Annotated in this window: 4 protein-coding genes; all 4 read right to left on the bottom strand. The window is 76.4% G+C overall.

Translation table 11 applies throughout. The annotated features are described in order from the left end of the window. Window positions 1–176: 176 nt before the first annotated feature. Complete coding sequence (locus ACZ4W5_RS10130; RefSeq protein WP_465653829.1) at window positions 177–1,220, bottom strand: LLM class flavin-dependent oxidoreductase; 1,044 nt, start codon at window positions 1,218–1,220, stop codon at window positions 177–179. Between the two features lie 115 nt (window positions 1,221–1,335). After that, window positions 1,336–4,434 (bottom strand): type I polyketide synthase, encoded by a 3,099-nt coding sequence (locus ACZ4W5_RS10125; RefSeq protein WP_465653846.1) that lies wholly within the window; start codon window positions 4,432–4,434, stop codon window positions 1,336–1,338. 52 nt (window positions 4,435–4,486) lie between these two features. After that, window positions 4,487–14,989: an SDR family NAD(P)-dependent oxidoreductase gene (locus ACZ4W5_RS10120; RefSeq protein WP_465653828.1), complete on the bottom strand. Its 10,503-nt coding sequence runs from the start codon at window positions 14,987–14,989 to the stop codon at window positions 4,487–4,489. 138 nt (window positions 14,990–15,127) lie between these two features. After that, window positions 15,128–16,159, bottom strand: a complete 1,032-nt coding sequence (locus ACZ4W5_RS10115) for a 3-oxoacyl-ACP synthase III family protein (protein WP_465653827.1) — start codon at window positions 16,157–16,159, stop codon at window positions 15,128–15,130. Window positions 16,160–16,249: the final 90 nt, after the last annotated feature.

Raw genomic sequence — 16,249 nt, 5'->3', positions numbered from 1 at the left:
ACCACCCCACAGAGAAACCTGGGGGGGGGCGGCGAGTGGGGGGGCAACAAAAACCCCCCCCACCCCCCCCCCCCCCCCCCCCCCCCCCCCCAGGGGGGGCACCCCCCCCCCCCCCCCCCCCCCCCCCTGCGGCGTGTGGGGGCTGTGGGGGTGGGGGGTTGGGGGTTGCGGGGGGTTCAGAGCCGTACGGGCAGCTCCCGCAGTGCGGGCAGCACCTCGGCGGCGAAGGTGCGCAGCGCGGCGAAGGCCGTGTCGGCGGGCAGGGTGCCGTACTCGAAGGCGGCGTTGACCCGGGTGACCCCGGCGGCGGCGAGTTCCGCGATCTGCTCGACGATCTGCTCGGGCGAGCCGGCCAGCAGCCGCTGGTAGGCGAGTTCCTCGTCGGCCGGGTCGACGGCGGCCGGGACCGGCGGCCGGCCGCCGGTCGGGTAGGCGCCCTCGGCCAGCGCCCGGGAGGTCTGGATCTGCCGGGCGACCTCGCGGGCGGCGGCCCGGCGCCCGGCCGGGTCGGTGCCGACGTGGACGAAGCGGTTGACGGCGTACTCCAGGCCCTGGGCCGCGACCCCCTCCTCGGCCGCCAGGGCGTTCACCGTCTGCCACTGGGCGGCGAGTTCGGCCGGGGTCGACAGGGCCAGTCCGAGCAGGTGGAAGCCGCGCCGGACGGCGAAGCGGGTGGACTCCGGCGACACCGCGGCGGCCCACACCGGCGGGTGCGGGGTCTGGTGGGCGGGCGGCAGGACGGTCACCGGGGCGTCGATCCGGTGGAACTCGCCCTTGTGGGTGACCTCGGTCTCGGTGAGCAGCCGCAGCACCAGGTCGGCGGACTCCTCGAAGGCCGCCCGGCTCCGGTCGAGGTCGCGGCCGAAGCCGAGGAACTCGTGCGGCTGGTAGCCGCGGCCGATGCCGAGGTCCAGGCGGCCGCCGGAGAGCTGGTCCAGGGTGTTGACGTCGGCGACCAGGCGGACCGGGTCCCACAGCGGCAGCACCAGGATGCCGGTGCCGATCCGCAGGTCGGGGGCGAGCGCGGCGGCCTGGCCGAGCAGCAGCAGCGGGGAGGAGCTGAGGCTGTAGCCGGAGAAGTGGTGCTCGGTGATCCAGATGCCGGAGAAGCCCCGGTCGTTGGCCCATTCGACCTGCCGGGCGAAGTCCAGGTACTTCTGCCGGGCGGAGGACCGGTCGACCGACGGGGAGATGCTGAGGTAGGTGATTCCGACGCGCATGACCGGGGTTCGCTCCTCTGGGAGGTTCGGCGGAGGGGTGGACGGAGGGGGCTGGACGGGCGTGGTGCCTCGGGCGGCGGTGCCTCGGGCGGTGGGTGCGTCAGACGGCGGTGCGTCAGGCGGCGGGCAGGACGGACTCGGCCAGCAGGCGGTCGAGGTGCGCGGCCAGCTCGGCCGGCGTGGGGTGGTCGAAGGCGACCACCGGCGGCAGGGTGAGCCCGGTGGCGTCGGCGAGCCGGTTGCGCAGGTCCAGGACGGTGAAGGAGGAGAAGCCGAGGTCCTGGAAGCGCTCCCGCTCGCCGATCCGCGCCGGGTCGGCGTAGCCGAGGACCTCGGCGGCCTGTTCCGTGACCAGGGCGAGCAGCACGGCGGTGCGGTGCCGGGGCCCGGCGTCCGTCCAGCGCCGCAGCAGGGCGGCCGGGTCCTCGGCGGGCGCCCGCTCCGCGGTGGTGGCCCCGGGCAGCGGCGCGGGTGCGGGGCCGGCGCCGGACGGACCGGGGGTGGCCAGCCAGTGGACCACCGGGGCGAAGGGATGGCCGGGCACGGTGTCGGGGTCGGCGGCGGGCGCCGGCCCGGTCGGCCCGCCGACCGGCAGCCCGTGCACCTCGGCCCCGGCCAGCGCGGCGGCGAGCGCCCTCGACTGGGGCCGTTCGCGCAGTTGCACGGCCAGTTGGACGGCCTCCGGGTGGATCGCGGCGGTCAGCGCGGCGAGCGTGCTGTGCGGGCCGAGTTCCAGGTAGGCGGTGACGCCGTGGTGCTCGCGCAGGGTGCGCACGCCCTGCTCGAAGCGGACGGTGGCACGGATCTGCTCGGTCCAGTACCGGGGGCCGGCGATCCGCTCGGGGTCGGCGGTCTCGCCGGTGACATTGCTGATCACCGGCAGGCTCGGGGCGCGGTAGCCGATCCGCTGCGCCTCGGCGTGGAAGCGCTCCAGCACCGGGTCCAGCTGGGCGGAGTGGAAGGCGTGCGAGACCCGCAGCCGGCGGGTGCGCAGGCCGAGGGCGGTGAGCTCGCGGTCGAGCCGGGCGATCGCCTCGGCGTCGCCGGAGACCACGGTGGAGGCCGGACCGTTGACGGCGGCCAGGCCGAGCGCCTCCCCGTACGGTGCGAGCAGTGCGGTGAGGCGCTCCTCGGGGGCCTGGACGGAGAGCATCGCGCCCACGCCGGCGGGCAGTTCGTCCATCAGCCGGGCCCGGGCGGCGACCAGCGCGGCCGCCGACTCCAGGCCGAACACCCCGGCCAGGTGGGCGGCGGACAGTTCGCCGATCGAGTGGCCGAGCACCGCGACCGGCGGGGGCAGCCGGGTGCCGAGCAGCCGGGCCAGCGCGGTCTGGTGGGCGAACAGGGCCGGCTGGGTGTAGCGGGTGCGGTCCAGCAGTGCGGCGTCGGCGGAGCCCGGCTCGGCGAACATCACGTCCCGCAGCGGGCGGTCCAGGTGGGGGTCGAGGGCGTCGCACACCTCGTCCAGGGCCTTGGCGAACTCCTGGTGCTCGGCGTGCAGTTCACGCCCCATGCCGGGCTGCTGGGAGCCCTGGCCGGTGAAGGTCCAGGCGGCCCTGGGGGCGGCGACGGCGGTGCCGCGCACGAGGGCGGGGTGGGTACGGCCGGCCGCCAGGGCGCGCAGGGCCGGGGCGATCTCCGCCGGGCGGTCGGTCAGCACGGCGGCCCGGTGCGGGAACCGTGCCCGGCCGTGGCCGAGCCAGTGGGCGGTGTCCCCGGCGCGGTCCGCGGCGCCGGCCTCGGCGTGCGCGGCCAGCGCCAGCGCGTGGTCGCGCAGCGCCTCGGGGGTGCGGGCGGTGAGCAGCCAGGGCCGGTCGGCGGGGCCGGCACCCGGTTCGGCGGGCGGCGGTTCCGGGGCCTCCTCCAGGACCAGGTGGGCGTTGGTGCCGCTGATCCCGAAGGAGGACACGGCGGCCCGGCGCGGGCGCTCCCCGCGCGGCCAGGGCGCGGCCTCGGCGAGCAGTTCGACGGCGCCCTCCGTCCAGTCGACGTGCGGGGTGGGCGCGTCCAGGTGGAGGCTGGCGGGCAGGGTCTCGTGCCGCAGGGAGAGGATCAGCTTGATCACCCCGGCGGCTCCGGCGGCGGCCTGGGTGTGCCCGATGTTGGACTTCAACGAGCCGAGCCGCAGCGGGCGTTCGCGCTCGACGCGGCCGTACACCGCGAGCAGGGCGCGGGCCTCGATCGGGTCGCCGAGCGTGGTGCCGGTGCCGTGCGCCTCGACCGCGTCGACCTGGTCGGGGGTGAGCCGGGCGTCGGCCAGCGCCTCCCGGATGACGGCCTCCTGGGCCGGTCCGCTGGGGGCGGTGAGCCCGTTGCTGGGGCCGTCCTGGTTGACGGCCGAACCGCGCAGCACGGCCAGCACCCGGTGGCCGTTGGCGCGGGCGTCGGAGAGGCGCTCCAGGAGCAGCAGGCCGACGCCCTCGGCGAGCCCGGTGCCGTCGGCGCCCGCCGCGAAGGCCTTGCACCGCCCGTCCGGGGCCAGTCCGCGCTGGCGGCTGAACTCCAGGAACACCCTCGGGTGGGCCAGCACGCAGGCCCCGCCGGCCAGGGCGAGGTCGCTCTCGCGCGAGCGCAGCGAGCGGGCGGCCAGGTGCAGCGCGACCAGCGAGGAGGAGCAGGCGGTGTCGACGGTCAGGGCCGGTCCGTGCAGGCCGAAGTGGTAGGCGAGCCGGCCGGAGGCGACGGAGCCGGCGTTGCCGGTCATGAAGTGGCCGTCGAGCTCGCCGGCCACCTCGTGCGGGCGCGGGGCGTAGTCCTGGCCGATCATGCCGACGTACACGCCGGTCCGGGTGCCGCGCAGGGCGGCCGGGTCGAGGGCGGCGGACTCGAAGGTCCGCCAGGCGGTCTCCAGCAGCAGCCGCTGCTGGGGGTCCATGGCGAGCGCCTCGCGCGGGCCGAGGCCGAAGAAGGCGGCGTCGAACTCGCCGGCGCCGTCCAGGAAGCCGCCCTGGCGGGCGTACGAGGTGCCGGGGGTGGCCGGGTCCTCGTCGAACAGCGTGTCGAGGTCCCAGCCGCGGTCGGCGGGGAAGTCGCCGACCGCGTCCCGGCCCTCGGCGAGCAGCCGCCACAGGTCCTCGGGGGTGCGCACGCCGCCGGGCAGCCGGCAGGCCATGCCGACGATCGCGACCGGCTCGTGCGCGCGCTCCTCCAGGGCCTCGATCCGGCGCCTGGCCTGGCGCAGGTCGGCGGTCGCGCGGCGCAGGTAGTCGCGCAGCCGTTCCTCGGTGCCGCCGGGGGTGGCGGTGGGTTCGGTCGTCCCGGGCATCTCAGACCTCCGTTCCGGGATGGTTGAGTTCGTCGTCGAGCGCGGCGAACAGTTCCTCGTCGCTGGCCGTCGCGAGGTCCTCGGCGCGCTCGCCGTCGTCCTCGGCCGGGGTGTCGTCCAGGCGCCAGAGCAGCTCGCGCAGCCTCCGGCCGACCGTCCCCCGGACGCCGTCCGCGGCGGCCAGCGCGGGCAGCAGGGACTCCAGCCGGTCGAGCTCGCGCAGGAACGGGTCCGGCGCGGCCTCGTCCTCGGGGGCCAGGGTCCGGTGCAGGTGGGCGGCCAGCGCCGAGGGGGTCGGGTGGTCGAACACCGTGGTCGGGGCGAGCCGCAGGCCGGTGGCCGCGCCCAGGCGGTTGCGCAGTTCGACGGCGGTGAGCGAGTCGAAGCCGATCTCCTTGAAGGCCTGGTCGGCGGCGACGGTCCCGGCGCCGCCGTGGCCCAGCACGGCGGCGGCCTGGCCGACCACCAGTTGGAGCAGGGCCTCGGCCCGCCCGGCCGGGTCGAGGCCGGCCAGCCGGTCCAGCAGTGGGGCCGGGGCCCCGGTGGCGGGCGCACCGGCGGCGCTGCGCCGGGCGGGGGCGCCCGCCAGGGAGCGCAGCAGCGCGGGCACGGTGCCGGCGGCCCGGCCCGCCCGCAGGTCGAACCGGGTGGTGACGACGGCCGCCCGGCCGGTGGCGCGGGCCGCGTCCAGCAGGGCGAGGCCCTCCCGATCGGTGAGCGGCACCAGGCCGCCCCGGGCCAGTCGGGCCCGGTCGCCGTCGGTGAGCTGCCCGGTCAGTGCGCTGGCCCGCTGCCACAGGCCCCAGGCGAGCGAGGTCGCGGGCAGGCCCTCGGCGGCGCGGCGCTGCGCGAGGCCGTCCAGGTAGGCGTTGGCCGCCGCGTAGTTGGCCTGCCCGCCGCCCCCGAGCACCCCGGAGACGGAGGAGAACAGCACCAGGTCGGCGAGGTCGGCGTGCCGGGTCAGCTCGTCCAGGTGGCGGGCGGCCCGGGCCTTGGGGGCGAGCACCGCCTCCAGCGCGGCCGGGTCGAGGGCCTCCAGGACGCCGTCCGCGAGGGCGCCGGCGGCGTGCACCACCAGCGTCAGCGGGTGCTCGGCGGGGACGGAGTCGAGCAGCGCGGCCAGCGCCGCCCGGTCGGCGACGTCCACCGCGGCGACGGTCACCTCGGCGCCCAGTCCGGTGAGTTCGGCGGCCAGCTCGGCGGCGCCCGCCGCCTCGGGGCCGCGCCGGCCGGCCAGCAGCAGGTGCCGCGCGCCGTGCTCGGTCACCAGGTGCCGGGCCGTCAGTGCGCCGAGGGTGCCGGTGCCGCCGGTGACCAGCACGGTGCCGGCCGGGTCGAGCGGCGCGGGGACGGTCACCACGACCTTGCCGGTGTGCCGGGCCTGGCCGAGGTGGCGCAGCGCCTCCCCGGCCCGGGCGACCGGCCAGGCGGTGATCGGCGGCAGGGTCAGCACCCCGCGCTCGAACAGCGCCAGCAGCTCGGTCAGCAGCTCGCCGATCCGCTGCGGACCGGCCTCCAGCAGGTCGAAGGAGCGGTAGCGCACGCCCGGGTACTGCTCGGCGATCCGGTCGGCGTCGCGCAGGTCGGCCTTGCCCATCTCGACGAAGCGGCCGCCGCGCGGCAGCAACCGCAGCGAGGCGTCGACGAAGTCCCCGGTGAAGGAGTTCAGCACCACGTCCACCCCCGCGCCGGCCGTCTCGGCCAGGAACAGCCCCTCGAAGTCGAGCGTGCGGGAGGAGGCGGTCCGGGCCGGGTCGACGCCGAGCGCCGCCAGGGTGTCCCACTTGCCGGGCCCGGCCGTCCCGTACACCTCGGCGCCCAGGTGGGTGGCGAGCTGGACGGCGGCGATGCCGACACCGCCGGCCGCCGAGTGCACCAGCAGCCGCTCGCCCGCGCGGAGCCCGGCCAGGTCGACCAGGGCGTAGTGGGCGGTCAGGTAGGCGGCAGGGACGGCGGCGGCCTGAGCGAAGCTCCAGCCGGCCGGGACGCGGGCCAGCAGCCGGTGGTCGGTGACCGCCACCGGGCCGATGCCCCCGGACACCAGGCCGGTGACCCGGTCGCCGGGCGCCAGGCCGGTCACCTCCGGGCCGACCTCGGTGACCACACCGGCCGCCTCGGTGCCCAGCAGGGCGCGGTCCGGGTAGACGCCGAGGGTGATCAGCACGTCCCGGAAGTTCAGTCCGGCGGCCCGCACGGCGATCCGCACCTCGCCGGGGGCGAGCGGGCGGGCGGCGTCCGGGGCGGGGAGCAGGGCCAGCGCGTCCAGGGTGTCCCCGGTGGGGGCGAGCCGCCAGGGGCCGTCCCCGGGGGCGGTGAGCTCGGGCCGGGCGGGCAGCGGGGCGAGCGCCGGGGCGAGCACCGTGCCACGGCGCAGGGCGAGTTGGGGCTCGTCCAGGGCGAGGGCGGTGGCCAGCGCCGCCCGGGAGTCGGGGTGCCCGTCGGTGTCCAGCAGGCGGAACCGGCCGGGGTGCTCGGTCTGGGCGCTGCGCAGCAGGCCCCAGAGGGCGGCCGCGACGGGCTGGACCGGGCGGTCGGCGGGGCCGGTGTGCTGGGCGTCGCGGGTCAGCACGGCGAGGCGGGTGTCGGCCAGGTGGTCCTGGGCGAGCCAGCGTTGGACGAAGGCGAGCAGGGCGGCGGTGGCGGCGCCCGGGTCCGGGTCCGGGTGCGGCTGCGAGTCCGGGTGCGGGTGCGGGTGCTCGGGGAGGGTGAGTGGCAGGACGGCGAGGGCGGGCGGGGTGGTGGTGAACAGGGTGGCGGGGTCGGGGAGTTCGGTGGTGGTGGCAGTGTCGGTGGGGTCGGCGGAGAGGTGGTGCTCGGGCAGTTCGACCACCGCCTGCCCGGCGGGGGCGGCCGTCGGCGGGGGCACGGGCATCCAGTCCAGGTGGTACAGGGCGTCGGCCCGCCCGACCGGGCGGGCGGCGGTGAGTGCGCCGGGGGCGAGCGGGCGCAGGGCGATCCGCTCGGCGGAGAGCACCGGCCCGCCGAGCGGGTCGGTGGCGGAGAGCGCGACCGAGTCGGCGCCGTGCCGGGTCAGCCGGACCCGCAGGCTGGTGGCGGCCGTGGCGTTGAGGGTGACGCCGGTCCAGGCGAAGGGGAGTGCCGTTCCCCGGTCGGCGTCCTCGGGGGTGCCGTCCTCGGGGGCGACGGACTCGGGGGTGCCGTCCTCGGGGGCGGTGAGGCCGGCGGCGAGGGGGTGCAGGGCGGCGTCCAGCAGGGCGGGGTGGATGCCGTAGCGGGCGGCGTCCGGGTGCGCGGCCTCGGGGAGTTCGACGGTCGCGTAGACGGCGTCACCGGCGCGCCACAGGGCGCGGACGCCCTGGAAGGCCGGGCCGTAGTCGTAGCCCCGGTCGGCGAGCCCGGGGTAGAGGTCGGCCGGGTCCACGGGTGTGGCGCCGGGCGGGGGCCAGGCCGCCGGCCGGTCCTCGGGGGCGGCGGCCGACCGGCGGTCGGGCAGGAGCAGGGCGGTGGCGTGCCTGGTCCACGGCTCCTGTGGGCCGGCGGCGGCCGGGCGGGAGTGGACGGCCAGGGCACGGGCTCCGTCGGCGTCCGGGGGCTGGACGGTGGTCTGCAGGTGCACGGCGCCGTCGTCGAGCAACAGCGGCGCCTCCAGCGTCAGTTCGGCCAGGGCCGGGACGGCGGCGCGGTGGCCGGCGTGCAGGGCGAGTTCGACCAGCGCGGTCGCGGGCAGCAGCGGGGTGCCGGTGACGGCGTGGTCGAGCAGCCAGGCGTGGGTACCGGTGGAGATCCGGCTGGTGTAGAGCGCGGTGCCGTCCGGCAGGTCGGTGGTGGCACCCAACAACGGGTGGTCGGCGCTCTGCAGGCCAAGGTGGCCCGGGTCGCTGATGTCCGGGGCGGGGTCGAGCCAGTAGTGGTCGTGCTGGAAGGGGTAGGTGGGGAGGCCGGGTGGGGTGGTGGGGGTGGTGAGGGGCCAGCTGAGGCGGTGGCCGTGGAGTTCGACGCTGGCCAGGGCCTGGAGCAGGGGCTGGTCGTCCTCGCGGTTGCGGCGCAGGGTGCCGGTGACCAGGATGTCGGTGGCCAGGGTTTCGGGGTGGTCGGCCAGGGTCTCCTGGATGCCGACGGTCAGTACGGGGTGGGCGCTGGCCTCCACGAAGGTGGTGAAACCCTCGGCGGCCAGGGTGCGGACGGTGTCCTCGAAGCGGACTCGGCTGCGCAGGTTGCGGAACCAGTAACCGGCGTCCAGGGCGCTGGTGTCCAGCGGCCCTGCGGTGACGGTGGAGTAGAACGGGATGTCCGAGGACTTGGGGTTGATGTGGCCCAGCAGGTCGAGGAGTTCGGACTTGAGGGGCTCGACCTGGGCGGAGTGCGAGGCGTAGTCCACCGGGACCCGCCGCACCCGTACCTCCTGCTGTTCGCCCCAGGTCACGAGCTCGCCGATCGCCGTCGCGGTACCGGAAACCACCGTCGAGGACGGGCCGTTGACCGCCGCGACCTCCAACGCGCCGTCCCAGCGGGCGATCAACGCCTCCACCTCTGCCACCGGCAGCGGCACCGACGCCATCCCGCCGTCACCCGCCACCGCCCGAATCGCCTTACTGCGCAAGGCCACCACCGCCGCAGCGTCCTCCAGACTCAACGCCCCCGACACCGCCGCCGCCGCGATCTCACCCTGCGAATGCCCCACCACCGCGTCGACCGGCAACCCGTACGAGCGCCACAACCCCGCGAGCGAGACCATCACCGCCCACAGCACCGGCTGCACCACATCCACCCGCTCCAACAGGACCGGATCCCGCAGCGCCTGCCCCAACTCCCACTCCACATAGGGATCCAGCGCCCGACCGGCATCCGCCAGGAGGGACGCGAACACCGGAGACGACTCGGCCAGCGCCACCCCCATCCCCACCCACTGCGAACCCTGACCCGGGAACACCAACGCCACCCGACCGGGCGAGGACGCCACCCGACCCGACACCACCGCCGGATGGTCGGTCAGCGCACGGAGTGCGGCCACCACCTCGGCGCGCTCGCCCGAGGCGACGGCGGCGCCGTACCCGTGCCGGGCTCCGCGCGTCAGCGTCCAGGCCGCCACCTCGGACAGGCCGACCTGGGCCCCCGGGCCTTCCAGCCAGTCCGCGAGCCGCTCGGCCGCCGCGCCCAACGCCGCTTCCGAGCGCGCCGAGAGCAGCACCGGGGCGAGCACCGGAACCGGCTCCGACTCCGATTCCGGCGCGGGCACGTCAGCGGCCGGGGCCTCCTCCAGGATCACGTGCGCATTGGTGCCGCTCATCCCGAAGGCCGAGACCCCCGCGCGACGCGGCCGCTCGCCCGGCGCCCACTCGACGGGTGCGCGCAGCAGCTCGACCGCACCGCTCCCCCATTCGACGGCGCCGGTCGGCTCGTCGACGTGCAGGGTGGCCGGCAGCACACCGTGCCGCAGCGCCTGCACCATCTTGATCACACCCGCCACCCCGGCCGCCGCCTGGGCGTGCCCGATGTTGGACTTCACCGACCCCAGCCACAACGGCCGTTCCGCAGGCCGGTCCTGGCCGTACGTCGCCAGCAGCGCCTGCGCCTCGATCGGGTCCCCCAGCCTGGTCCCCGTCCCGTGCGCCTCCACCGCGTCCACGTCCGCCGCACCCAGCCCGGCCGCCGCCAGCGCCGCCCGGATCACCCGCTCCTGCGAGGGCCCGTGCGGGGCGGTCAGACCGTTCGAGGCACCGTCCTGGTTGACGGCGGTACCGCGCACCACCGCGAGCACCGGGTGCCCGTTCGCCCGGGCGTCGGAGAGCCGTTCGACCAGCAGCAGGCCGACGCCCTCGGAGAAGCCGGTGCCGTCGGCGGCGGCCGCGAAGGCCCGGCACCGGCCGTCCGGCGACAGGCCGCGCTGGCGGCTGAACTCGATCAGGGTGTCCGGGGTGGACATCACGGTGGCGCCACCGACCAGGGCGAGGCTGCACTCGCCGGAGCGCAGCGCCTGGCCCGCGAGGTGCAGGGCGACCAGGGAGGAGGAGCAGGCGGTGTCCACCGTCACCGCCGGCCCCTCGAAGCCGTAGGTGTACGCGATCCGGCCGGAGGCCACGCTGCCCGCGCTGCCGGTGCCGAGGTAGCCCTCCGCCTCGGGGGCGGAGCCGCGCACCCGGCCGCCGTACTCGGTGTAGATCAGGCCGGTGAAGACGCCGACCGGGGTGGAGCGCAACGCGGCCGGGTCCAGGCCGGCGCTCTCCAGCGCCTCCCAGGAGGTCTCCAGCAGCAGCCGCTGCTGCGGGTCCATCGCGACGGCCTCGCGCGGGTTGATGCCGAAGAACGCCGGGTCGAAGTCGGCGGCGCCGGTGAGGAAGCCGCCGTGCCGGGTGTACGAGGTGCCGGTGCGCTCCGGGTCCGGGTCGTACAGCGCGTCCAGGTCCCAGCCCCGGTCGGCCGGGAACTCCGAGATCGTCTCCCGGCCCTCGGCGACCAGCCGCCACAGCTCCTCCGGCGACCCGACCCCGCCCGGGTAGCGGCACGCCATCCCGATGATCGCGAGGGGTTCGTCGGCGGCGGCCCGGGTACGGGCGGGCGCGGCGGCCGGTGCACTGCCGCTGCGGCGCAGCAGCTCGCCGAGGTGCTCGGCGAGGGCGCGCGGGCTGGGGTGGTTGAACACCAGGGTCGGCGGCAGCTTGAGGCCGGTGGCGGCGGCGATCCGGTCGCGCAGTTGGACGGCGGTGAGGGACTCGAAGCCGAGGTCGCGGAAGGCCCGGTCGGGGTCGAGCTCGGCGGGGGTGGCGTAGCCCAGGACGGCGGCGACCTCGCCCCGCACCAGCTCGCGCAACTGCCGCTCCCGGTCGGGGCCGGACAGCCGGCGCAGGCGCTCGACGGCGCCGCCCTCCCCCGCCGTACGCCCGGCGGCCCGGCGGGCCGGGGTGCGGGTGGGCCGGGCCGGGCCCCGGGGGGCGGGGGCGGTCAGCCGGTCGGCGGCCACCGGGCGCAGCACCAGGGTGTCGACGGTGAGGACGGGGGCGCCCTCGGGGTCGACGGCCAGGACCCTGAGGGTGTCCTGGTCCAGGCGGTCCAGCCGCACCCGCAGCGCGGTGGCGCCGACGGCGTGCAGGCCGAGGCCGTTCCAGGCGAACGGCAGCCGCAGTTCGGCGGGGCGGTCGGGGCCGTCGGGGCCGTCGGCCGCCGCCTCGGCCTGGAGGGCGGCGTCCAGCAGGGCGGGGTGGATGCCATAGCGGGCGGCGTCCGGGTGTGCGGCCTCGGGGAGTTCGACGGTCGCGTAGAGCACGTCGCCGTGCTGCCAGGCTGCGCGCAGGCCCTGGTAGGTCGGGCCGTAGCCGACCTCGGCGGCGGCGAACCGCGCGGCAGCGGTGGCCAGTTCGAGGGGGACGGCCTCGACCGGGGGCCAGTCGGCGGGGAACTCCTCGATGGGGGTTGCCGGTTCGGCCGACGCGGCGGCCAGGGTGCCGGTCGCATGGTGGGTCCAGTCGCCCGCGCCGCCGTGCTCGGGGCGGGAGTAGACGTCGAAGGTCCGGCGGCCGTCCTGGTCGGCGGCCGGGACGAGGACCTGGAGATCGAGCACCACCTCGCCGAGGGTCAGCGGCGAGAGCAGCACCAGCTCGTCCACGGCGGAGGACCCGACGGACTCGGCGGCGGCCAGGGCGAGTTCGGCGAAGCCCGTACCCGGGAACAGGACCGTCCCCGCGACGGTGTGCTCGGCCGACCAAGGGTGGCTGCGCGGGGAGAGGCGGCCGGTGAGCACCAGCCCGCCGTCGTCGGCGCGTTCGACGGTCGCGCCGAGCAGGGGGTGGGCGGAGACGTCCGGGCCGCCCGCGTGGGTGGGGGCGTCGAGCCAGTGGCGGCGGTGCTGGAAGGGGTAGGTGGGCAGGCCGGGTGGGGTGGTGGGGGCGGTGAGGGGCCAGCTGAGGCGGTGACCGTGGAGTTCGACGGCGGCCAGGGCCTGGAGCAGGGGTTGGTCGTCCTCGCGGTTGCGGCGCAGGGTGCCGGTGACCAGGGTGTCGGGATTCTCCGTCAGGGTCTCCTGGATGCCGACGGTCAGCACCGGGTGGGCGCTGGCCTCCACGAAGGTGGTGAAACCGTCCTCGGCCAGGACGCGGACGGTGTCCTCGAAGCGGACCCGGCTGCGCAGGTTACGGAACCAGTACCCGGCGTCCAGGGCACTGGTGTCCAGCAGGGTTCCCGTGACGGTGGAGTAGAACGGGATGTCGGAGGACTTGGGGTTGATGTGGCCCAGCAGGTCGAGGAGTTCGGACTGGAGGGGTTCGACCTGGGCCGAGTGCGAGGCGTAGTCCACCGGGACCCGCCGCACCCGTACCTCCTGCTGTTCACCCCAGGCCACCAGTTCGCCGATCGCCGTAGCCGTTCCGGAAACCACTGTCGAGGACGGGCCGTTGACCGCCGCGACCTCCAACGCGCCGTCCCAGCGGGCGATCAGGGACTCCACCTCGACCACCGGAAGCGGCACCGACGCCATCCCGCCGTCACCCGCCACTGCCCGAATCGCCTTACTGCGCAAGGCGACCACCGCCGCAGCGTCCTCCAGGCTCAACGCCCCGGACACCGCAGCCGCCGCGATCTCGCCCTGCGAGTGACCCACCACGGCGTCCACCGGCAGTCCGTACGAGCGCCACAGCCCCGCGAGCGAGACCATCACCGCCCACAGCACCGGCTGCACCACATCCACCCGCTCCAACAGGACCGGATCCCGCAGAGCCTGCCCCAACTCCCAGTCCACATAGGGTTCCAGCGCCCGACCGGCCTCGGCCAGGAGGGACGCGAACACCGGCGAGGACTCGGCCAGCGCCACCCCCATCCCCACCCACTGCGAACCCTGACCCGGGAACACCAACGCCACCCGACCGGGCGAGGACGCCACCCGACCCGACACCACCGCCGGGTGCGCGGACTGCCCGGCCAACGCCCGTAGTCCGCCGATCAGTTCGGCCCGGTCCGAGGCGACCACGGCGGCCCCGATCCGGTGCCGGGCGCTCCGGGTGAGCGTCCAGGCCGCGACCTCCGCGAGCCCGACCTGCGCGCCCTCACCGTTCTCCAGCCAGTCCGCGAGCCGCTCGGCCGCCGCGCCCAACGCCGCCTCCGAGCGCGCCGAGAGCAGCACCGGGGCAGCCGCGGGGCCTTCGATCGGAGCCGCCTCCGCCGCAGCGGCGGCCGGGGCCTCCTCCAGGATCACGTGCGCGTTGGTCCCGCTGATCCCGAAGGCGGAGACCCCCGCACGGCGCGGCCGCTCGCCCGGCGCCCAGTCCACCGGTGCGCGCAGCAGCTCCACCCCGCCGGTGGACCAGTCCACCTCCCCGGTCGGCTCGTCGACGTGCAGGGTGGCCGGCAGCACACCGTGCCGCAGCGCCTGCACCATCTTGATCACACCAGCCACCCCGGCCGCCGCCTGGGCGTGCCCGATGTTGGACTTCACCGACCCCAGCCACAACGGCCGTTCGGCCGAACGGCCCTTCCCGTACGTGGCGAGCAGCGCCTGCGCCTCGATCGGGTCCCCCAGCCTGGTCCCCGTCCCGTGCGCCTCCACCACGTCCACATCCGCCGTACCCAGTCCGGCCGCCGCCAGCGCCGCCCGGATGACCCGCTCCTGCGAAGGCCCGTGCGGGGCGGAGAGCTGGCTGCTGGTGCCGTCCTGGTTGACGGCCGAGCCGCGCACCACCGCGAGCACCGGGTGCCCGTTCGCCTTGGCGTCGGAGAGCCGTTCCAGGAGCAGCAGGGCCACCCCCTCGCCCCAGCCGGTGCCGTCCGCGCCCGCCGAGAACGCCTTGCAGCGGCCGTCCGGCGACAGCCCGCGCTGGCGGCTGAACTCGACGAAGGTGTTGGGGGTGGCCATCACGGTGGCCCCGCCCGCGAGCGCCAGCGTGCACTCGCCCGAGCGCAGGGCCTGCGCGGCCAGGTGCAGGGCGACCAGCGAGGAGGAGCAGGCGGTGTCCACCGTCACCGCCGGCCCCTCGAAGCCGTAGGTGTACGCGATCCGCCCCGAGGCGACGCTGGGCGCGCTGCCGATGCCGACCTGTCCCTCGACGGCGGCCGGCAGCGGGTTGAGCCGCGAGCCGTAGTCGTTGTACATGATCCCGGTGAAGACGCCGACCGGGGTGGAGCGCAGCGCGGCCGGGTCCAGGCCAGCGCTCTCCAGCGCCTCCCAGGTGGTCTCCAGCAGCAGCCGCTGCTGGGGGTCGATGGTGCTGCTCTCGCGGGGGCTGATGCCGAAGAACTCGCCGTCGAAGCCGGCCGCCTCGGCCAGGAAGCCGCCGTGCCGGGTGTAGGAGGTGCCGGTGCGCTCCGGGTCCGGGTCGTACAGCCCGTCCAGGTCCCAACCCCGGTCGGCCGGGAACTCCGAGATCGCGTCCCGGCCCTCGGCGACCAGCCGCCACAGCTCCTCCGGCGACCCGACCCCGCCCGGGTAGCGGCACGCCATCCCGACGATGGCGATCGGCTCCGTGTACCTGGCCTCGGCCTCCTGCAGCCGCAGGCGGCTGTCCTGGAGGCTGGCGCTGACCCGCTTGAGGTAGTCGCGGAGCTTCTCGTCGTTCGACATGCGTGCTCTGCCCTTCGATGGTTCGGGGTGCGGCGGGGCTGGAGAGGTGCGGCGGGGCCGGACGGGTGGGACGGTCCGGACGGGTGGGACGGTCCGGACGGGGCGGGGCCGGGAGGCGGCGGGTTGGGCCGGGAGGGGTCAGACGTGTTCCAGGGCGAACCCGGACTTGATCCACTTGCTGGACTCGACCGCGATCGCGGCGGCCCGGTCACCCGGGGAGAGCTTCGGCAGGACCTGTTCGAGCTGGAAGAAGACCAGCGCGTTGCCGGTGTTGGCGGTCTCGCCGACGCAGCTGATCTCCTCGGCGCCGGTCAGCCCGAGGCGCTCCACGATCCGGGCGGTCATCCGGGTGGACAGCTGCGGCGGCAGCAGGTGGGTCACCTCGCCCTCCTGCCAGCCGGCCTCGGCGAGCAGCCGGTGCAGGATCTGCTCGGCGAACAGCGGGACGGTCTCCTCGATCGCCTTGTAGTCCTCCCGGGCCGTCGGCCGCCCGCTGTGCCGGTCGACCGGGCCGAACCATTCCAGTACCTGGCCCGGTTCCCGTCCCCGGCCGGCCAGTTGGACGAAGGAGGCCCGGACGGCGGTCGGGCCGGCGGCCGGGTCGGCGCTCAGCACGGCGGCCCCGGCGGCGTCGCCGAACAGCACGTAGTTGACCAGTTCGGCCGGGGGGACGGCGCGCAGGTCGGCCGTCAGGTCGTAGTGCTTGGCGATGACGTCGCCGCCCAGCACCAGGGCGGTGCGGTGCCGGCCGGTGGAGAGCAGTTGGCGGGCGACGTCGATCGCCTGGACGGCGCCGGAGCAGCCGGACTGCAACTGGTAGGTGGCCACGCCGTCGATACCGAGCCGGTCGGCGATCAGGTTGACGGTGGCGGGCATCAGGGTGTCCGGGGTGGCGGTGCCGAGTACCACGAGGTCGACGTCGGCGGGGTCGGTGCCGGCTGCGGCCAGCGCGCGCCCGCCGGCGGTGGTGCCGAGGTCGGCCAGGGTGTCGCGCTGCTCACCGGTCTCCAGGTCGAGGGCGAGGTGCCGGGTGCGGGTGCCGATGAAGGCGTCCACCCACTGCTCCCAGAGCGCGTCCATGCCGAACCGGCGGCCCAGGGCGGCGTTGTCGATGGGCGGGCCCGGCAACGCGGTGCCGGCCGCCAGGAGGCGGATCTCTGCGGGGTCCATCTGCGGTCTACTCCCAGCCGGGTCGGAGTGCGCGTCGGGGCGAACGGCGGCCCGGCGCAAGGGTGTTCAGCGGGGCTGTTCAGCGGCGGT

It is taken from the genome of Kitasatospora sp. NPDC029367, from assembly GCF_055569135.1.
This window is presented reverse-complemented; position numbering and strand designations above follow the sequence as displayed.

Excerpts from the sequence above, each read along its gene's own strand:
- ACZ4W5_RS10120 (WP_465653828.1), bottom strand. The coding sequence starts at position 14,989 with ATGTCGAACGACGAGAAGCTCCGCGACTACCTCAAGCGGGTCAGCGCC.
- ACZ4W5_RS10130 (WP_465653829.1), bottom strand. The coding sequence starts at position 1,220 with ATGCGCGTCGGAATCACCTACCTCAGCATCTCCCCGTCGGTCGACCGG.
- ACZ4W5_RS10115 (WP_465653827.1), bottom strand. The coding sequence starts at position 16,159 with ATGGACCCCGCAGAGATCCGCCTCCTGGCGGCCGGCACCGCGTTGCCG.